General features: G+C 42.1%; 12 protein-coding genes, 2 pseudogenes and 1 CRISPR repeat array. Of the genes and pseudogenes, 8 read left to right on the top strand and 6 right to left on the bottom strand.

The annotated features are described in order from the left end of the window. The first annotated feature begins 67 nt into the window (after positions 1 to 67). Positions 68 to 251: direct repeats of the CRISPR family, unit length 37 nt; unit sequence CTTTCAACCCACCTCTAGTCGGGATGGTTGTTGAAAC. A gap of 497 nt (positions 252 to 748) precedes the next feature. Then, a pseudogene (gene cas12k / locus Q0541_RS07240) lies at positions 749 to 2107 on the bottom strand (type V CRISPR-associated protein Cas12k); the annotation flags it as partial. A gap of 105 nt (positions 2108 to 2212) precedes the next feature. Here cas12k and Q0541_RS07245 point away from each other — a divergent pair. Together Q0541_RS07245 and Q0541_RS34345 are read left to right on the top strand one after the other, a co-directional pair. After that, positions 2213 to 2374 carry a hypothetical protein gene (locus tag Q0541_RS07245; protein ID WP_298907570.1) on the top strand — a complete coding sequence of 54 codons (162 nt, stop codon included), beginning with the start codon at positions 2213 to 2215 and terminating at the stop codon, positions 2372 to 2374. 558 nt (positions 2375 to 2932) lie between these two features. Next, positions 2933 to 6997: pseudogene (locus Q0541_RS34345) on the top strand (DISARM system SNF2-like helicase DrmD). A 114-nt stretch (positions 6998 to 7111) separates the two neighbouring features. Here Q0541_RS34345 and Q0541_RS07260 read toward each other — a convergent pair. Beyond that, a complete protein-coding gene (locus Q0541_RS07260; RefSeq protein ID WP_298907575.1) occupies positions 7112 to 8206 on the bottom strand; it encodes a HigA family addiction module antitoxin in 1095 nt (364 codons plus the stop codon). A 25-nt stretch (positions 8207 to 8231) separates the two neighbouring features. Next, positions 8232 to 8531, bottom strand: a complete 300-nt coding sequence (locus tag Q0541_RS07265; RefSeq protein ID WP_298907578.1) for a type II toxin-antitoxin system RelE/ParE family toxin — start codon at positions 8529 to 8531, stop codon at positions 8232 to 8234. A gap of 330 nt (positions 8532 to 8861) precedes the next feature. On the opposite strand from Q0541_RS07265, the gene Q0541_RS07270 reads away from it, so the two are divergent. The 4 genes from Q0541_RS07270 to drmC are packed head-to-tail and all read left to right on the top strand — an operon-like array spanning position 8862 to position 14304. Then, on the top strand, positions 8862 to 10544 hold the full coding sequence (locus Q0541_RS07270) for a hypothetical protein (protein ID WP_298907581.1): 1683 nt from the start codon (positions 8862 to 8864) through the stop codon (positions 10542 to 10544). Then, on the top strand, positions 10480 to 12087 hold the full coding sequence (locus Q0541_RS07275) for a helicase-related protein (protein WP_298907583.1): 1608 nt from the start codon (positions 10480 to 10482) through the stop codon (positions 12085 to 12087). Before Q0541_RS07270 ends, Q0541_RS07275 begins: the two co-directional genes overlap by 65 nt. A gap of 16 nt (positions 12088 to 12103) precedes the next feature. Continuing rightward, entirely contained in the window at positions 12104 to 13501 is a 1398-nt protein-coding gene (locus Q0541_RS07280) for a DUF1998 domain-containing protein (protein ID WP_298907665.1), read from the top strand. Between the two features lie 5 nt (positions 13502 to 13506). After that, positions 13507 to 14304, top strand: coding sequence for a DISARM system phospholipase D-like protein DrmC (drmC, locus tag Q0541_RS07285; RefSeq protein ID WP_298907585.1), 798 nt, complete (start codon positions 13507 to 13509; stop codon positions 14302 to 14304). 42 nt (positions 14305 to 14346) lie between these two features. Here drmC and Q0541_RS07290 read toward each other — a convergent pair whose 3' ends face one another. Then, a complete protein-coding gene (locus tag Q0541_RS07290; RefSeq protein WP_152590402.1) occupies positions 14347 to 14607 on the bottom strand; it encodes a helix-turn-helix transcriptional regulator in 261 nt (86 codons plus the stop codon). 220 nt (positions 14608 to 14827) lie between these two features. On the opposite strand from Q0541_RS07290, the gene Q0541_RS07295 reads away from it, so the two are divergent. Continuing rightward, the gene (locus tag Q0541_RS07295; protein WP_298907596.1) at positions 14828 to 15130 is read left to right on the top strand and encodes a hypothetical protein; all 303 of its coding nucleotides are present in this window, start codon (positions 14828 to 14830) and stop codon (positions 15128 to 15130) included. Positions 15131 to 15221: 91 nt separating this feature from the next. Here Q0541_RS07295 and Q0541_RS07300 read toward each other — a convergent pair whose 3' ends face one another. Further along, positions 15222 to 17438, bottom strand: a complete 2217-nt coding sequence (locus Q0541_RS07300) for a hypothetical protein (RefSeq protein ID WP_298907598.1) — start codon at positions 17436 to 17438, stop codon at positions 15222 to 15224. A gap of 251 nt (positions 17439 to 17689) precedes the next feature. After that, complete coding sequence (locus Q0541_RS07305) at positions 17690 to 19078, bottom strand: Mu transposase C-terminal domain-containing protein (RefSeq protein ID WP_298907601.1); 1389 nt, start codon at positions 19076 to 19078, stop codon at positions 17690 to 17692. Positions 19079 to 19810: 732 nt separating this feature from the next. On the opposite strand from Q0541_RS07305, the gene Q0541_RS07310 reads away from it, so the two are divergent. Continuing rightward, the gene (locus Q0541_RS07310; protein ID WP_298907603.1) at positions 19811 to 20029 is read left to right on the top strand and encodes a hypothetical protein; all 219 of its coding nucleotides are present in this window, start codon (positions 19811 to 19813) and stop codon (positions 20027 to 20029) included. The last annotated feature ends 403 nt before the right edge of the window (positions 20030 to 20432 follow it).

Consider the following 20432-nt stretch of genomic DNA (forward strand, 5'->3'; position numbering starts at 1 on the left):
AAAGAACAATTACGATGGATTTTTGTTTTAAAATACTCATTTTCAAAATTATGTTTAAGTAATATTTTCTTTCAACCCACCTCTAGTCGGGATGGTTGTTGAAACCTTCAGAGTAAACTGAACAAAACCTTGGAGAGAAATCTTTCAACCCACCTCTAGTCGGGATGGTTGTTGAAACACCATGAACAAAGATGGTGACGCAGAGAGGGGCCAACTTTCAACCCACCTCTAGTCGGGATGGTTGTTGAAACTCGACCCGTCTAGAACCCTTGCTATAAAAGCTTTCCATACACATAATTTGGCAGGTCTGCTAAAAAGAGTCTTGAACTTAAAATTAAAAAACTAAATACATTGACATACTAGTTTCTTAAGTCAAGACTGGATAAGGGTTTTGAACTTTTGGCGGGACTCCAGGGATTTTGCCCCCGCTTTGACACGCCAAAAAAATATTTAGGAGGGTTCCCCCGACGAAGGGGGTGATTCAGTAGCCACCACTGTAGTAATCCACACCGTTATGAATAACGGCTACGGCTAAAAGCCTTACTCCTTATTGCTGGGAGCGCACCTATCCCATCTATAGAATTCTACAGATGGCAGCATCAGAAGCGGGCAGCTACCAGGGCCAGAAAGCATGACAGTCTTCCAACTGCCAAACTAACCCAGATTTTACACAGAACATTGGCTTAAAAGAGCATGAACTGCGGCGCTATTATAACAATATTATATTTTCAAGGTTCGGATTAGTGAGTTAAATAAAAGCAGCTTGACGTTCTTGATATGCAAAGACGGCTAAATCTCGCGCTTTTTCTTGTGAACTGGCTTTAATTGGCTGTGTACCAATTTCAGTGGAAATTCCGGCTTTTGCAGCTTGGGATTTAATACTCTCAATTAATCGGCCGTAACTCCAGCGATGAACGCTCATACGGTATTCTTTGGCGTATTTGTGTTGAGCTTCCTTGTAACCAGGACATTTCTTCTCTGCTCTGGATTGGATTTCACTACTGATTTGCTCACGCATATCGTGGAGTTTTGGGATAACTATGCTGTCTGCTTGATAGGTTTTGGCGATCGCAACAATCGCATCTGCCAGTAATCTATCAACATATTGCCCTAACTCTGATTCGCCAAATGAGTTTGGCGCGTTTTGTTTCTGAGCTTTGTGGCGTTCGTGAGAAAGACGTTGCTGTTGCTGTCGCTGGCGGTTGAGAAGATTGTAGTGATCACCCAGTAATTGTTTAACGCTGCGATAAGTAAGAACTTTATTGTTGGCAGCATCTACCACAGCAACTGTTGCGGGTTTATCTAGACCCAAGCTTACACCAACCAGAATATTAGATTTTCCTTGATACAGAGGTTTACTGGGACGACCAGGGAAGGGGATGTTAAGTTTACGCCTCGTGGTTAACTCTTTTGTTAGACGAGTTACATCATTCTTCTTTAAACTACCTTTTTGTTCCATTTTACTGATAGTTTTGTCAGCCTGGTTGATTTTTTCAAGGCGAACTAGTTCTGTTTCTTCTTGTGCCCACAAACGTGTTTCTATAGAGCATTGAAGAATCAAGTGGTGAATTTTCCACGGTTCCTTTGTACCCTTTTGTTCCTCCCAGAGCAAACGCCCAGAACGTAGAATAAATAACCCAGAAAAATATGTTTCATCATTATGCCAAATTTGCCAGTCTTGACAGAAGCGTTGAAAATAATGAAGCTGGCGAGAATCACAATAAACCTCAAATTTAGGTTCATTCATTAGTTTAATTATCCCATTAAATTTGACAAAGATACGACCTTTATCATTTGTCAACCAAGTTAGGTCTGTATTGGTTTCATAGTCAATGGGATATGGCATATAGCTATTTCCTCTCAGCAGGGTAGCTTGCCAAGATTTAGCTTTATCTTCATTTTGAGGGACTTTATTAACCACCTCTAACAAAGTTTTCAGCCACTTTTCTCCTGTTAAATCTCGCCCCTTGGGTTTCCGACTTTTGATTTGATTTTTTAAACGTTCAAGTTCTATTTCTTTTTTGCGCCTACTCTTAGCATATTGGTCGGGATCTTCATCAACCTCACTAACCTGACAGTTATTTTTGAGTAGATAGGCAAGGGCACATCGAGATAAACTAAAAGCGCAATAGCGTAAAAGCTTTGTAGCTCAAATGTATTTTTATTAAAATGCTGTGTCAAAATTAAGCCCGAACAAAGACTTGGTATTGGGATGACTGAAGAAACACGAGAGGTTCGGGGAAGAATCCCTAAAAGTTTAAAAATTGCATTCGAGATTGCCTGCGCCCGTCTGGAAATAACTCAGACAGCAGCATTGGAGGAGGCTATTAAGGAATGGTTGAAAAAATATGAGTCTACGTCTAGTGACAAATAGAGTCAGTTAGAAGCAACAGACGTTTTATTTGGATTAACTAATTCTTCGTAATGGCGGCTATATTCTGGAACCATTTTGGTTCCGGTAATTCCTATCAAAATCCTCAATAAACTGTGCAATGCGATCGCAATTTCTCATCAAATCTGACTACCACAATCACATATAAGTCTGACTAACTGGGTTGAAAATTATATTAATACTCAGTATTAATACTAGTGCATTTTCAAGGATGTGTTGCTATATTTTGAACAGACCAATTGGTATACTTGCTCACGCTTGTAACCATAAGTATGTATGGTTTTGATGGGCGAAATATATCGATATTTTCATTAAATAGATTCAAATAGTTTAAATAATGTAAATAAAAATACTATTAAAATATACATTAGTTTTTGGGTAATTAAATTTATAAGTATTTTTAGATACTAAATTTTTATACTCATTTAAAATCTGCGGATTTGCAACTGTGAGCGATCGCTTAACAGGTAATTTTTCATGCAAAAAATAGCTTCTCTGTGATTGGTGTAGGGGTTCCAACAGGGTAAAGGGGTGTAGGGGATGAGTGTTGTTACTGGTCAAATTGTGCGAGTGCGATCGCGGCAGTATCTTGTAGAAGATGTAGTGGCTAAACCTTTGGTGAAGGAAGACACTTTAGTTTGCCTTTCGTGTTTGGAAGATGATGCGTTAGGAGAACAGTTAGAAGTTCTTTGGGAAAGAGAAGTTGATGCCAAAGTCATAGGTAAAACTTCGTGGGAGTCCATAGCAAACCGAGGTTTTGACAATCCCCGTCTATTTTCGGCTTATCTCCATACTCTGCGCTGGAACTGCGTTACCTCAACTGACCCAAAACTGTTTCAAGCACCATACCGTGCAGGTATTGAAGTCAAGGCTTACCAACTTGAACCGCTACGCAAGGCTTTATTAATGCCTAGAGTTGCTTTGTTTATTGCTGACGATGTTGGTTTAGGGAAAACCATAGAAGCAGGTCTGATTTTAAGAGAGATGTTGATGCGGCAAAAAGTTCGCCGTGTTTTGATTTCCTGTCCGCCGTCGGTTGTACGGCAATGGCAAGAAGAAATGGAAAGCCGCTTCGGGCTAACTTTTGTAATTTTTGATCGTGAGTTTGTAGCTAGTCGTCGTCAAGAACGCGGTTATGGAATTAACCCTTGGACAACTCATAGCCGCTTCATTATTTCCCATGCTTTGTTACGCGATGAAACCTATGCTGCTCCTTTGCGTGATTGGTTGGGAGATTTTACAGGCGCATCAATGCTGATTCTTGATGAAGCACACAACGCAGCCCCAGCCAGTGGTACGAAGTATGCTGTAGATTCTCAACTCACACGCACCGTCCGCGATATAGCCCCAAGGTTTGAACATAAGCTGTTTCTTTCTGCTACGCCCCATAATGGACATTCCAATAGCTTTGCAGCTTTGCTGGAAATCCTCGACCCGCAACGATTTTGTCGAGGTGTACCCGTGCGCGATCGCAAGCTTTTAGATACGGTGATGGTGCGGCGGTTAAAGCAAGATTTACGGGAGATTGGCGAAGAGTTTCCCGAACGGCGAGTTATTCCTATGTACAAGCAGAAGAAGATACTCAGGTAACGGTGGCGACTGGACAGGCTGCAAGCTTTGGGTTAAGCAGTCGGGAATTGGAAATTTTAGAAGAGATGACCGATGTAGCCAACCAAGCTAGATATCAAGCAGACCCACGAGTTGAAAAGTTGGTGGCTTGGATTAAACAAAATCTCTGTCCTGATTTGGGTAAACCTAATGCTACTTGGTTAGATAAACGAGCCATTATATTTACTGAATACACAGATACAAAACGCTACTTGCAGCAAAAACTCCAAGAAGCGATGGCTGCGCCAAAGTCTTCGACTAACGCAGGCTTAGATAGAGAACGCGATAGCGAAGCGCTACGGCGAAACGCCGAACGCATTGATGCATTTCATGGCGGTATTGGCGAAGAACGCCGGGAAGCCATTAAAAATGCCTTTAACTCCGACCCATCACGTCACCCCCTCCGCATTCTCATAGCCACGGATGCAGCACGGGAAGGAGTAAATCTGTAAAACAATTGTGCTGACCTATTCCATTTTGATGTGCCTTGGAATCCATCACGGATGGAGCAGCGTAACGGACGTATTGACAGGAAATTACAGCGATCGCCTGTTGTTCACTGCTACTACTTTGTTTTAGCGCAACGGACAGAGGACAAAGTATTGAAAGTGCTGGTGAAGAAGACCGAAACAATTCAAAAAGAATTGGGAACGCTTTCGCCAGTTGTGCAGAAGAATTTATCGCGGTTATTAGAAGGTGGTATTCGCCACAATCAGGTAAATAGTATAACTGTATCCATCGAACAAGCTGATTTACCTAACTTATCAGTCATTAATGAGGAACTCGAAGAAAATCGACTGCGGAAGGAAGAATTAACCAAGGAATTATCCCAGTTACAGGAGATGCTGAAAACGTCGCGGGATTGGTTGGGACTGAGTGATGAACACTTCCGCAATGCTATTTCCGCTTCTTTGGAAATTCTCGGTACAACTCCTCTGGCCCCAGTCGATAGTCAAGAAGCTTGGCAAGATTCGGCTACTGCACGCTGGACGCTTCCACCCCTTGACCAACGGGCAGACCCGACGTGGGCGAATACTCTTGATACTTTAAGACCGCCACGCAAGAAAGGACACCTGACCTTTCCGGTACAGGCGATGTGCGAAGTATCGGGACGGTTAATTTTGGGTGCAATGCAGATGTTATTGGAAGAACAGCGAGTGTTCAATGCGCCAACTGACCGCCGTTTAGTAGCGTTGCTGCAAAATAGCCGTAAGTACCAAAACGAAGTTTCTACCAAGTTATCAGAACAGGTTGTTGATGCGCTGTGGGAATTACTGCGTGGTTTTCAAACTGCAAATGCAACTGCTAACGGACTCTTGCTTGATGACATTGCCCAAAATGACCCCCAACATATCTACGGTGGCTTAATTACAGTTTTGCTGCGGTTGGTGTTTCTGCTGTATGCGGAAGATGAGGGATTGATGCCGCAGGGTTCGATTTACACGCGCAACTATTCAGTAACTGGGCTGTATGAGAGATTGCGCGAGGATGCGGGTAACTATCCTGACACGATGGAACAGCGTTATGGTGCTTGGGCATGGTTACTCAGTCTTTTTCGCTTGGTTTACGATGGCGGCTGTCATGCTGATTTATATTTGCCAGCACGTCACGGACAGGTTTTTGACCCGGATGAGTACGCATTTTTAGAAGGTCGTTCTCGCAATACTACCTATAAAGAATGGGAGTTGATTGAACCGCCACGGATTTCGGATAGCGTAGTTCATGAGGTATTGCGAGGGTTACTTGTTCTTGATGGTGAACGCCTATCTTATCGGGCTTTAGATGTAGAGCAGATTGGCTCGGTTTACTCCGCGATAATGGGTTATGAAGTAAACAATGCTACCTCAAAATCGATTGGTGTATGGAGTAAACCCAAGGGTGCGAAAACCTCTGTAACTGTGGTTGTTAGCGTTGATGAAGTTTTAAACATCAAAGCCAATGACAGGGCGAAGTATTTAAAAGAAGTTGCAGGTTGTGAAATGTCCGGTAAATCACTGACTGAGTTAAAGCAAGTGAAAACCGCCGAGGATTTAATTGCAGCTTTAGGACGGAAGATATCGCCGCAAACTCCCGCTTTATTGACTGCTGGTTCATTGTATTTGCAACCAGGGGAAGAACGGCGACGTAGTGGTTCTCATTATACACCCCGTGCCTATTGTAGAGGAAAAAGTCAAGCCTGAACGTCAAAATTTAAAACGTGATGCTTATAAAACGCGGTGGTGGCAATACGCAGAAAAACAATCAGCTTTGTATAAAGCGATTACACCTCTCGAACGTGTATTAGTTATTGCTTGTGTTGGTCAACACGGATCATTTGCGTTTTTATCTTCCAATATAATCTTTTCTCATGCCTTAGCAGTTTTTGCACTCCCTACTGACTCTGCATTTTGCACCCTTCAATCTCGCATTCATGAAATTTGGATACGCTTTTTCGGTTCATCTATGAAAGATGACCTTCGCTACACTCCTACCGACTGTTTTCAAACCTTCCCCTTCCCCGAAAACTGGGAAACCAACCCCACCCTAGAAGCCATAGGTAAAGAATACTACGAATACCGCGCCGCCTTAATGGTTCGCAACAACCAAGGACTCACCGACACCTACAACCGCTTCCACGACCCCGACGAATACGACCCTGAAATCCTCAAACTCCGCGAACTCCACACCGCAATGGATAAAGCCGTCCTCGACGCTTACGGCTGGTCAGATATCTCCACCGACTGCGATTTTATTCTCGACTACGAGGAGGAAGAAGACACAGAAAACAGCAGTGGACGACAAAAGAAAAAACCCTGGCGTTATCGTTGGCGCGAAGAAATCCACGATGAAGTTTTAGCACGGTTGCTTGATTTAAACCAAAAACGCGCCGAAGCAGAAATCTTAGGCGGTAAGGCTGCGGTTAAGAGTAAGGGGAAAGGAGAAAAAGTGATAAAAGGACGCAAAAATAGTAAAAATAAAAATCATCCGGTAACTATTCCGGGGATGGATAATGTTTAGGGTTTGACACGAAAAACATACTTTTGAGTAATACAACTTTGTCTCTCAAAAAAAATAAACTTTTGTGTTGTATGTTTTTCTTATATTTATATAGCGGACAAGATGCCCGCACTACTAATTATCAATCGAATTTTGGAAAAAGGGGCTGACTTTTACTAGTAACACTCTTAAATTTTTATGAGGAACTAATTTGTCATGTTGTAAGCGACCAATAATTATGCCTGGATGCCTGCTTTGAGTATGAGCAAATTCTTCGATGCCTTTAGGAGAAAAGACTTTTTTGCTCCTGGTAATAAAATCCTTATATCGCTGAGGATGTATTAACCATTCAGCGGCTTTCTGATTCGCGTCTGTTTCTTCTTCGTTCTCTTCTAAAGCGTATAAATTGTCTAAGTAGCTGCCTTGATGTCCTAAAAATATATGTGCTAACTCATGCATGAGAGTAAACCAAAATGAGTCAATTCGGTCATATCTCAGTGTCAGTGCAATAACTGGGTTACTTTCTAAATAAAAAGCTGCACCATCTAAATAGGTTTTACTCAAGTGCGGCACAATTACAAAATGTACACCCAAATCTCCTAGTAATTTAGGAATTAGCACAATATTTTCTACTTTTTCGGCACAAGCAAGAATTTCTGGTATGGCATTTTCTAACTTTGTGCGGTCAAAGCTTCTAATTTTCCGTTCTTTAGCTAGATTCTCAACTCGTTTTACCCAAGTTATGCGAGAAATATCTTCTGGTCTTCTATGTTCCGAACAACGAAAATTAACGCTTAACTTGGGTATTTCATCCAAGGAGCGTATGGAGAAAAAATTGCATATTTGCTGTTCTAGACTATCAATTGAATCTGTTTTTTTTATCCACCCATTTTTGATGATTTCAGACATGGGAAGAATTGTATATAATTGACTTTTACGAGTTATACTTTTCTCCTTTTCCTCCTCCTTTTTTTCTTTTCCCGCTAGATGAAGCCGATATTTTGCTTCTAAGTTTGTCCAAAACTCAGCAGAAGTACCCAAAGCTTGCGACAATTCGATCGCGGTTTCTGGTGTAATTTGCTTGGTTCCCCGAATAATTTCGTTGATAGTTTGAACTGGACGACCAATAATTTCAGCTAAATCTTTTTGCGTCCAGCCACGCGCTTCTAATTCTCGACTTAAAATTTTTCCAGGTGTTGGTACTCTTGCTGGTGTTAAATTCTGGCTCATATTCTTGTCTCCCCTGCTGTATCGGTTAGTGGTAATCCTCAATATCGATAATGGTCAGGTAATTACCCTGTTCATCTTTATCCACTGTCAAAATCAAGCGCCACTGGTCATTTAAACGTAAGGAACGCTGTCCTACTTTCCCTCGTTTTCCTTGCAGTTTTTCAAATCGCAATCCCTTTTGAGCATATAAGTCTCGTTCGTCTACAGCAGCATCAATAATCGCCATCACCTCAAAAAAGTCATCAACCACACCTGGGTATTTATGAGCATCTTTTTCTTCTGTATAAAGTGCTTCGAGTTTCTTTTTCTTAAAGATAAAACGCAAAGCTTCCCCCAAGTAAATGCAGTGGATTCTGCATTATATTATGATTTGATTCAGTCTTGGGGTGAATCACTGATATTTAAATTGTAAATCTTAATCAGACAAGAATTTTAAGTTGTTTGTAAAAGTTTGTCAGAGGATGATGAAATTTAATAAAAAACTATTCTGCTAAGGGTTTTGACGTTTTTATTTAATGGAACACTTTGCTTGAGTCTAATTTTATATAGAACAATTGTACTATAAAGCACGATTAAGGGCAAGTTTTCGATTTGTTTATGAATATGTACAGTCAATGGTTATTTTTATCTGTTATACAAGAGTTAAAAAGTATACATGATGATCTCAGCTACTCCTAACGAAGTGCGATCGCACCTCATCGAAGCCTTACAACTCGACCTCATAGGCCCTACCCCTGATGATATCGACCATGCAGAAGAAATTCTCGACCAAGCACCATCAAAGTGGTATCTTACAGGCTTTCTTGTTCCGCATGGCGCACCCATCGAACAGCGTGGAGATGATACTGGCGATGATGATTTAGACGTAATGCAAGGCGGTAGCGCGGGTGAAGATGAAAATGTCCCAGACAAACCATTCGCCAAGAAAGCTTTTTTCCCTTCATCGATGGGTTTAAGTTTACTGGTTGCTGAAAATGCCAGTCAACTTAATCTCACAGTGCAATGGGGTGATTATTTCCCAATCAAAGATCATTCTGTAGCAGAATCTCAGAATGATTCTGGTGAGGAGAAAATTGTTTTACCCCTGGAAATAGAAACGACAACCCCCCAAGAGGAATCAAATAACAGTTTATTGGGATGCTGGAAGCGGATTCCACGCCAAGTCCAAATCACTGTTCCTCTAATGGGCGATCGCAATCCCGAACAACTAGAATTGGGTTTAGGTTTAAGTAGTCCTAAACAATTAAAATTACCGCTTCATCAAAACCAATCTACAAAAACTATTCCCATAGCTGATAGCAACGGTTTACAACTCGTCATCTCCATCCGGACTGTAACATCCAAAGAACTTGTACCTGCTGGAACTCGTTCCGTTTCTGTATTTCTAGTCAATAATCGCCTCCCCACCTCCGATAAACAGCGCGATATTAGCTATATTTTTCAAGCTAGTTTAATCATCCATACCCCAGAACCATTAGTAGCCCGTCCCAATTTACACGGACGAGATAATAATGATTGGGATGAAAACGTCGCTAATTTACAATACCGCAATGATTATGAATATGCGGTAGGTCATAACGTTTCTGCGATCGCACTAACCAATCCCGATGGTAGTTGTCAGGAAGTGCGTACCGCTTGGATACCAACTGCTGATGTGGAAAAGGTGATAGCCACCCAAGTAAAAAACGTTGAATTGGGAATGGAAGCCTTAGCCAACGCACCCACACCAGAAGCATTGCAGAATATGCTGAGTCCAATGGTGGATGCTTACGCTGATTGGATTAAGGAACAGCGCACAAAATGTCCCACCGAACCCAAGCGGTTAAATGTCGCCATAGGTTTACTAAGCCGTGCAGAAATTGCCAACAAGCGCATCGACGCTGGTATCAAAGCCTTAAATGATCCACAAATATTTGAAGCATTTCAAATAGGAAACCGGGCTATTGCTACGTATATCCGTCAACGTGCTACTCACGGCAAAAATATCACTCCTGAAAGTCTTGCGCCACCTGAATGGCGACCCTTCCAGCTAGCATTTATACTGATGAACTTGGTAGGGATAGCTTACCCCGAAAATGGCGATCGTGAATTAGTCGATTTGCTATTCTTCCCCACAGGTGGCGGTAAAACCGAAGCTTACTTAGGACTCGCAGCCTTTATCCCTCGTCCTACGGCGACTGCGTTATCCCGGTATCAAATCGGCTGGTTTAAGCGTCCTCATGCGCTACACCCTGCGTCTTTTGACTCTCGACCAACTCGGACGAGCGGCGACGATGATTTGCGCCTTAGAATTGGAACGCCAGAAAAACCCACAGAAGTTGGGAACTTGGCCGTTTGAAATTGGACTATGGGTGGGACAAACAGCAACACCCAACCGTATGGGTAAAAAAGGAGATAACGACGATAACAGTGCTAGAAAGCGGACTCTCGACTTCCAAAACAATAACCGCAGCAACCCATCACCCATCCCCTTAGAAAAGTGTCCTTGGTGCGATGCAGAATTTCAACGCAACTCATTCCAATTACTACCAAATACCGATCAACCAACAAACTTACGCGTATTTTGTGCCAATCGTCACTGTCATTTTCGCGGTGATAATCCTTTACCAATAGTCGCCGTAGACGAGCCAATATATCGTCGCTTACCTTGTTTCATTATCTCTACAGTAGATAAATTCGCCAGCCTGCCTTGGGTGGGAGAAACTGGTGCATTATTTGGACGAGTAGACCGCTACGATAATGATGGTTTTTACGGCCCCACTCAACTAGGTCGCGGGAAACCCCTTGGTGGTTATTTACCACCACCAGACTTAATTATCCAAGACGAATTACATTTAATTTCCGGCCCATTGGGAACAATGGTAGGACTATACGAAACAGCGATTGATGCTTTGTGCAGCCAAGAGATAGACGGTAAAAAAATTCGTCCGAAGATAGTTGCTTCAACTGCAACAGTCCGCCGCGCTAGCAAGCAAATTCAAGCTTTATTTGGTCGCAGCGAAGTCGATATATTTCCCCCACCAGGGCCAGATAGACGTGATTCATTCTTTGCCAAAACCGTCCCCGCTACAGAGAAAAACGCCCGCACCTATGTAGGAATTACTGCTCAAGGACGCAGTTTAAAAGTAGTGTTATTGCGTAGCTATTTGGCATTACTAGGCGCAGCCCAGAAGTATTGGCTAGAACAAGGAGGGAAGAAAAATTTTAATAACCCAGCCGACCCCTACATGACACTGTTAGGTTATTTTAATTCCCTACGTGAGCTAGGTGGTAGTCGGCGTATTGTGGAAGATGAAGTAAATTCTGGCCTTGTGCGCTACAGCCAGCGTAAGCGAGTAGGTGAAATATCAGGATTATTTGTTGGTCGTAAAATTGATGACGAACCAGAAGAATTAACCTCCCGTGTCAGCACTAGCGACGTTGCAGAGACTAAGCGGCGAATGGAATCAACCTTTGATAAAGATGAAAAGGTTGATGTTGTTTTAGCAACAAACATGATTTCCGTAGGTTTGGATATTACTCGCTTGGGTTTAATGGTAGTTCTTGGTCAACCCAAGACAGCCGCCGAATATATCCAAGCTACCAGCCGTGTGGGACGAGATGAGGAAAGACCAGGATTAGTAGTGACCTTGCTGAATATTCATCGTCCACGCGATCGCTCTCATTATGAACGCTTTTTTGCTTGGCATTCAACATTTTATCGGGCTGTGGAAGCTACCAGCGTAACTCCCTTTTCCCCTCGCGCTATTGATCGAGGTATTGCAGCCATTACCGTTGCTTTAGCACGTCTCGGACATCCTAAGATGACAGCGCCACTCCGTGCTTTCGATATAAAAATCAATACCTGTTGTACCTGTCCGCTTCGTCCAAGCCTGCGTTAAAGGTCATATCAGTGATATTAACTGGTATCGTTTTGTACATAATGACTCTGACAATAAGTGTCAAGGTCAGCTATGGTTAGACGAAGGTGGTTCAGGTAACGACTTCGCTGAGATTTATGTGCGTTGCGAAGCCTGTAAAAAACGTCGTCCCCTTGCTGATGCAACAGTCCGCAATGGTAAAGTTTTAGGCCCATGTCAGGGACATCGCCCTTGGCTTGGCTCATTTGCCCAAGAACCTTTCTGTATTCGTGAATCGACTGGTTTACCAGAATACAACCGCTTGTTAGTTAGGTCTGCCAGCAACGCTTATTTTTCACAAGTTCTTAGCGTTATTTCCCTGCCTGATTCAGACGCAGCTTTACAAAAAGCAGTGAATTCAGTCTACGAAGATTTTCTTAAAAACATAACAACACTCGAACAACTTGCTCTTGTTAAGAGTTTAATGTCTAAGGTATCCACAAATTTAGAAGGATTTAGCAATGAAGCTGTTTGGCAAGAAATTGAACGCCGACAAAACGGACAGGTTAACCAACATAAAAGCATTAAGCAAGTAGAAATTGAAACACTACTTTCTAGCGCCGTCCAAATTGGGGAAGATGTACCAGAAGGTGACTTTCACGCTAGGTCACGTACTTTAGATAATTTACAGCCTGCTTTTTCCTCCCGCATTGAACGAATTGTTTTAGTAGATCGCTTGCGTGAAGTAATTGCTCAGGTGGGTTTTACCCGCTTTGAAGCTGAAATGCCAGATATCGACGGCGAACTTGATATCAGCGTCAGGCGTGCTGCGTTGGATATTGAAACCACTTGGGTTCCAGCAATTGAGAATAGAGGTGAAGGTGTATTTATTGCTTTCCGTAAGCAAGCGATCGAAGATTGGTTAAAGCGAGAAGCCGTCAAAAAACGTGGACGAGAATTATCAAGAGGATTTGATATCTGGTGTGCGCGTAAAGGTATAGACCAGGAAAAAGAAAAAGTTAAGTTTCCTGGCTTGCAGTATACTATGCTGCATTCTCTATCGCATTTATTAATTGTGGCTGTATCGTTAGAATGCGGCTATGCTGCCAGTTCCATCCGCGAACGCATCTACGCTGGCGATACAGGATATGGAATTCTTTTATACACGGGTTCATCTGGGTCAGAAGGGACATTAGGCGGACTGGTAGAAGTTGGCAAACGTATTGAATACCATTTGGAAGTAGCAATAGAGCAAGGAAGATTATGCTCCAATGACCCAGTATGCGCTCAACATCGACCAGATAATGAGCAAGAGGAGCGTTTTCTACACGGTTCTGCTTGTCACGGATGCTTACTGATTGCAGAAACATCCTGCGAACGCCGCAATGAATTTCTTGACCGCGCCTTGGTTGTCTCCACAGTTGAGGGTTTCGGAGCAGAGTTTTTCCCAGAATAAACACAATGGCTTTTTTGCAACTGAGCCGCCTAACTTTGCTGAAACTAGCAATAGCATTAGAAAACGGTAGGCTATCCCCTCCTTTTCTCCTATCGACCATCGTTAAGTACGTACCCACCATTTTAAGCCAAACAGTAATTGATAAACTTAATCATCTAACTTCTGAAGGTGTAAAATGTAACCATATTGCTTATACCCTGCGCTTGCTAGCAGCAGAACGAAGCGCATCTCAACAAATACGTGATCGCATTGAGTTGGTATGGACTGGCCCAGAGGTAACTGGTTCTCAAAGCCGTGATACTAGCGTTGTTGTCCGCGAACTATTTAGCAACGCCAAAAAAAGCGTTCTCATCTCCAGTTTTGCCATTGATAGAGGTGAGAAAGCACGGAAATTATTCCAGGTACTTGCAGAACGCATGGATGCTAACCCGGAACTATATGTACAAATGTTTCTTAACATCCAACGCCCTCATAACAGCGAAGCAGCAGAGTCAATTTTATTGAGAGAATTTGCAGATACCTTCCGCTGGGATATTTGGATAGGAAAAAGACTACCAGAAGTGTTTTACGATTCGCGATCGCTAGCACTGAATGTTAAGCAAAAATCATCTCTCCACGCCAAGAGCATTATTGTAGATGAGGAATCTGTACTGATCACATCAGCTAACTTTACAGAAGCCGCCCACGAACGCAATATTGAAGCAGGTGTGTTACTCACTGACTCAACAATAGCCCAAGCATTGCGGTTACAGTTTGACACTTTGGTATCCCACAAAATCCTGCTTCCCATTCCTGGTATTTAATTATTTGGGCGATTGCCTACGTGGGGTGTAAATCCATCGCGCTCAAACTATATCAACCTGAGAAACAACATTCCCTTCACTTTCATCCGATAAATATTCCAACAGTTCCCCTGGTTGACAATTCAACGCTTTACAAATGCCATTCAATCGTTCCGGTGCTAATCTTGGCATTTCGTCAACCTTACGCAATCTATAAACCGAGTTTTCAGTTATACCTAGTATCTTAGCTAAATCCTTATTCTTAATCCGCTTTCGCGCCATCACTTCATTTAATTTCCAACGAATCACTTGATTCTCAGACATAGACTACATCACCAGTTTAGTCGCTGCTAGATGTAGATTTATCTACTCGTCAGTAGTTTAAACTACAAGTAGATATATAACATTCTAAGTTTTATTAATCTACACTTGACGCAGCTCTACGCGTCACGTAGATTAAATTGTAGACAAAAATAAAAGCGATCGCTCTCCGGGAAGAGTTCGCGATCGCCTTTTGTAAAACCCCATTGATGAGGTTACTTAGATGATTGTACAAGAAGAGTTTGATAACCAAGCCTTAGCTCAATTAGAGTTTGAGGGCTACGTTGACCAATTAACAGACCCAGCACCCCCAGAAATAGAAATTGATTCCATAAACGATGATTTTGGAGAACTTTATCGAGTTTGGAACGGTTCACAATTGTTAGGTACTTTTTATCAAAATCTGGAGGGTAAATGGATAGCGCAGCCTTGTAATAGAGATGAAAGACCCTGTTTTGATACTCCTTTGCAAGCACAGTTAATCATCATAGCTGTTAATGGCTTGCTGGTTGCAGATGTAGCATAACCCTTAAAAAATTTTCCCATCGCCTAGAGACGTGGTTCGTACCCGTCTCTTTTTTATTTATGAGTGGCAGTGCGATCGCATCTCTAAATATTCAAGATTCGCAAGAATCAAAATAGCAAAAGGTCAGTTTGTTATGACCCCAGGCTGCAAGAGCCGACCGAATTCGTCTTCGGTTATCGTTATTAACAGTGGTAGTTGCCCACGCTAAAAGCAATGGTGCTGAGTCCCAAGGATCATCTTCTGCCAATTCAAGTTCTTCCAAAACGGCAGAGGCGTATCCTTCCCATTTAGCACCATAATTACGAGGTACTAGATGCGGCTCAGACCAGAATAAATCTCTCTCTGCCACTCCCATAGGCAAAAGAGCATGATGTACAAATTTTGCACTATACACATAGCCAGGAATTCTTAGTCCAGGAACTATCAGAATTTCTAAAACTCTGCGGCAGGTTGGCATATTTCTGCTAAACAGGTTCAGCACCCATTCTTGATATGCTTCTCCTTGCTGAGAAGGCATCATTGAAAGTGCCATGAGTTGAACATCTTCTCGATTCTGACCTGTTAAGTTGTTTTTCCACAATTCTGAAGTAAAGAAATTATGACCATCCCTTCCCAGGAGATAGACTGCTAATGTGATAGATGCTGGCCTATCCACCAGATATATTGGCATATCAGGGCTATTGGGCGATTCTTTAACATTTTGATATGCTTCCCGGGCCAACAGAAAATCTGTCAAAGTTTCGTATGCTGGCTCCCAAGTGTGGACTTCTGGCTCAAAAGGATCATCAGCAGGCAGACTTCTGAGCAGCAGTAGCCCTTGATCGCGGCATTGGTGAAGAATTTGCAACAGTTGTGGACGAGTCAAAATACCTTTTGGTGACTGTGCTGATTCAACCACTTGCATTGCCTCCTCTTCTACCAATGCTGCTCCTGTTGCAAAGCTGGCTTTTGCGATCGCACGGAGAGAGGTACTAACTGGTTTTATATCTCTAGGCCAGTCTTCACCTTCACGCTCCCTGATAGAAAGTTCCGCGTTATTAATTTTCCGCTTAATTAATTCGACTAAGGAAAAATTTTGTTCTGAAATGTTGTCAATTATTTGTCCTCGATACAATTCAGCAAAAAGGCGAATTGCTAGTGGAGTTCGCAACACCCACCGCAGAAGAGGTGGACATTGAATGCCATTAATTTGACAATGTGCTTTAAAAACATACGCAAGTGGTGCGTCAGAACTTTTCAACCAAATCCAATCAATATTTCTCGGTAGAGAAATTCGCTGAACCAAACTTGGCCGAACTGAGAATGCAAATAAGATTCTTGGATATTGTTGAGCTACTACAGCTAGTTCCCCAAGTTTCTCTGCCCAACGTTCTGCTCTAGTTGTCTCATCTAAACCATCTACTGCAATCAACACTCGAACAGGCAAACGTTCTGAAATATCAACAGCGTTGGCAACGGAACGAACTTCAGATTGAATTGCTGCCGATTCAAGAGCATCAAAAACTTGCCGTAGATTCCACCCAGGCTGACCAATTGCGTTTGCCAGTAGTGACTCCCAACTTTGTGCTAAATCAACATCTCTAGCTCTAATTAACACAGCAGGTTTTTTTTGGGCTAGGTGTTGTCGTACTGCTTCTGCCAAAGCATGAGTTTTCCCGACACCAGGATCACCAATATATATGACTAGCTGCCCCCAATCGCGCAATTTTTGAGGGGTAATTTCTCGCTCGTACCAACGTTCAAGCAACTTCTCTAGTTGTTTACCAATGGGTTCAACTGCGTTTTCTCGTGAGACCTTTTTTTCTTCAGGCAAAAGTACGTTAATTAAATTCTGCAAACCCACAGAACCAATAGGATCAGATTCAGTCCCAAAATCGGTAACTGGGAATGAATTACCTGGACAAAGACAATTTTCTAACTTTACCTGCTCTGCGATCGCTTCCATCAACCAATATTGAGCAGCTTGAATCAGATTTTCTGCATCTGCTTGCTCCATAAATTCTGGGTAGCGTCTCAGGCGATTTGTTGCAATGTGTGCATCTTCTAGGTGATTACGCATTTGCCTAACGCCTTGTAGCCACCCAGGATAAATGCCAGGGCCATTCAATCGAATCTTCAAATCCTGCTCTATTTGGCCAGATTGATGTAAATCGGGGGTATATCGGTTACTCAACCAACCATTTTGAGCTTGGTTGAACTTCATACCAATGTACTCTAGGTCAGTGACTGAGCTTTCAAACCAATAGCGACGCAATCCTTCACTGCCCAGTTCAGCTAGTAGAGAAGCAATCCGAGTTTCATCCCACAAATCAACAGTGATCCCTGGATGATTTGTCTTAGCAAAATTTATGAAGTTATTCCAGCGATCGCGTTCTGTTATTGTCTGCCGCTTTTGAGTTTTTCCATCACTTAAATCTCTCGGAACGCAGACTACATAACGAATTAATCCGTTGCGATTTTTTGTAGCTGTTTCTAATGATTTTTTGATTTGGTCTATTTGACTTGACTCAAGAGCATCTTTAAACCACTTTGCCTGTAAGCCGATTAGTTGCCCATTATTTAATTGAGCATAGGCTTCAACACCCTGGGGTCGTATCGCAGCAACACACTTTCTCCTGCATAAGCTGGCAGGTAATCTCCCCGATACATAATATTTTCAAAGCTCACATATCCGCCTTTATAGATGCTGCGACGTGTCTTTTTCATCAGGCAGATATCTAATTCTCGGTCATTAATCAAACTTGGTAGCGCAGGTAATCCCGCTTCCCAGCGTTGAAACCGTGTTTGATCTCCACTGCGAGCATCTATTCGCTGATTGTAGTTATCAATGATGTAACGCACTATCAGCAGATTTAATTCCCGCAGAGTAATACACGCTTCCTCCTCCGCTTGTTCTGGGCGTTCTTGAATATTTGAACCTAGATAACCATAAAATCCTGACAAAAAATCTGTGTTGATAGTCCCAAATCCACGTTCTTCAATACCACCTTCCGGTGGGCGATCGCGTAAATGGCACTCAAAACCAAGTTGAAAACCAATTTGCTTCAAATGCTCCGAGCGAAAATCCTTCCCGCCATCAGTAAATAGGTTTTCTGGAATCCCGTAAGTTCCCCACTCGCAATGAAGTTTATATTCCGAACTATACTGCTTGCGTAACATCGCATGACGCATAGCTAAGGCGACTACCAGAGAACTAGGTGCATCAAAGCCTAAATGGATGCCCATAATACAGCGCGAATAGCTATCTGTAATTTTTGTCAACCAAGGACGTGCCAGGGTTTCGCCATACTGGTCAACTAGCATGACATCCAATTTTGTATGGTCGCACTGCCAAACATGGTTACTATGATGTACATCGAGCGTCTGTCCATCACGAGTTTGATGGGAAACTCTCGATCCACGCCAACCAATATTTCTTACCTTTTGCTTCTGCTCTTTACGTTCAATAATTGGGTTAAGAACGCGATAAACCGTCATGTGGCAGGGATATTTCTGTAAACCTAGCTGTCCGGCTCTAACCTGAACTCGAATTGCGACTTGAGCCGGTGTCATTTTTCTACCGTCCTTGTTACCTTCTTTATAAGTTTTGACGATAAAATCTTGCCAACCATCATCAATCCGATAGCCACCTTTGTCAGAACGTTCGACTTCAGTAACGCCTGATAACCCCTGTTGTTGATATTTTTTGACGAGTCGCTGTACCGTCCGAACCGTCTTGCCAAGTTTTTCTGCGGCTTGCTTTAATTTAATTCCATAGGTTTTGCGATCGCATGGCTCAACTAAATTTTGCAGCACCTGCATTCTTAGCTTGGCTTCCTCTGAGAGTTCAGTAACAATTACATTGTTTTCTTTTGCGTCCTCACTCTCGGAAATCTCATCAACCTCATCCGAGTCATCGTGCAAAAGCAAAGATTCATCAACCTCGTTGGAGTTTAGCGTTTCACCCATAAACAAATTTCATCGCTTGAAACTAGTTGGTTAGGCAATACGGTACAGCAAGTCTAAGAGCGAAATTAGCTTGCGTCTTAATTTAACCGCAGCAAGGGTAATGACTTCGCAGCTAGAGAGAAAAAAGAAGACTTCAATCCAACTATGTTTTTGTTGTTACATAGCTACTATTGCCTAATAAATATCATACTACTTTGTTCCAAAAAGCGACATTGAATTTTATATTTTTCCCTGATTTCCAAAAGACGACACTTATTTTGTTCATAACAAAATAAAAATTTGGAAAAGTCTTTTTTCAAAAAACGACATTTAATTAGTTAATTATCTAAAAAACGACATTTAATTAGTTAAATATTTGATGATAGCCAATGTAACTAAAAAAGGCTATAATCCTTATTTAGCAAAAATTCTAGCCTTTTCACTTGAACGACATTAATTTGTTATGACGACATTTAATTAGTTATTCGACAATAGTGGTGAAAAACTCACTGTCATTGAAGCCAAAAAATACGTAAATTAAATGCCGCGATTCGCAAAGTGATGTCGTTATTACCTAAGATGATAGCGATCGCAAAATCAGTGAATCATCTTTAGTCTACAAGGGGCAATGTCTAAGGGCGGGCTGTTCGGTGACGCCTTTATTACCTAGCGTTGTGGGAAATAAGTCTCAAGATAGTGTCTACCTCACCACAGAAGAACTTAAGCTTGGTGTATAAGTTTGGGGAAATAGTGATGAATAAGGAAACAGTTCCTAGTCAAGCAGAAAAGTCGAATCCAGAAGGCGATCCATCGCAACTAAGTCCAGAGGTACTCGACAAAATCAAACACCCTGCGAGAATAGACGATGTTATCCGGGAGCAATCACCACAAGAACGTAGGAGTAACCCAGCTTTAGTACCGGAAATGATTGATGAACCAAATGAGGAATTGAGCGGATTCACGGAAGAGTAATCGAAAGGCTCAGATTTCCCGACTTTTTTAAAAAGTTGGGAACTTTGTTATTCATGAATCATTAAGTAGAGCGATCTATATAGCTTGCTAATAATAAAATATAAGTATCTAGGAGAATTTTTATCTGCTCTAAAATGCATTTAGAATCTCCTCATACTTCGGGCATGTTGATGTCTAATAGCACAGCCGGAGTCTCAAATTTAACTTGATGAATTACTGGATAAAATTATCTGATAATTTGGCGTCAAACTAAAGTTTCTTCACGGATATTTTGTCAGTGCGATCGCATCTAATGCTATTTCCAATCTAAAATCACTGACTATCGTCATCTATATTAGGTTAAATTCTACGACAATTAAATTTTATAACTAGGGTTGTATATACAGGAGTTGTTACAAAGCGA

It is taken from the genome of uncultured Nostoc sp. (assembly GCF_937863485.1).
Lineage (GTDB): Bacteria > Cyanobacteriota > Cyanobacteriia > Cyanobacteriales > Nostocaceae > Nostoc.

Excerpts from the sequence above, each read along its gene's own strand:
- Q0541_RS07245 (WP_298907570.1), top strand. The coding sequence starts at position 2,213 with ATGACTGAAGAAACACGAGAGGTTCGGGGAAGAATCCCTAAAAGTTTA.
- Q0541_RS07260 (WP_298907575.1), bottom strand. The coding sequence starts at position 8,206 with ATGAGCCAGAATTTAACACCAGCAAGAGTACCAACACCTGGAAAAATT.
- Q0541_RS07270 (WP_298907581.1), top strand. The coding sequence starts at position 8,862 with ATGATGATCTCAGCTACTCCTAACGAAGTGCGATCGCACCTCATCGAA.
- Q0541_RS07275 (WP_298907583.1), top strand. The coding sequence starts at position 10,480 with ATGATTTGCGCCTTAGAATTGGAACGCCAGAAAAACCCACAGAAGTTG.
- drmC (WP_298907585.1), top strand. The coding sequence starts at position 13,507 with ATGGCTTTTTTGCAACTGAGCCGCCTAACTTTGCTGAAACTAGCAATA.
- Q0541_RS07290 (WP_152590402.1), bottom strand. The coding sequence starts at position 14,607 with ATGTCTGAGAATCAAGTGATTCGTTGGAAATTAAATGAAGTGATGGCG.
- Q0541_RS07295 (WP_298907596.1), top strand. The coding sequence starts at position 14,828 with ATGATTGTACAAGAAGAGTTTGATAACCAAGCCTTAGCTCAATTAGAG.
- Q0541_RS07305 (WP_298907601.1), bottom strand. The coding sequence starts at position 19,078 with ATGGGTGAAACGCTAAACTCCAACGAGGTTGATGAATCTTTGCTTTTG.
- Q0541_RS07310 (WP_298907603.1), top strand. The coding sequence starts at position 19,811 with ATGAATAAGGAAACAGTTCCTAGTCAAGCAGAAAAGTCGAATCCAGAA.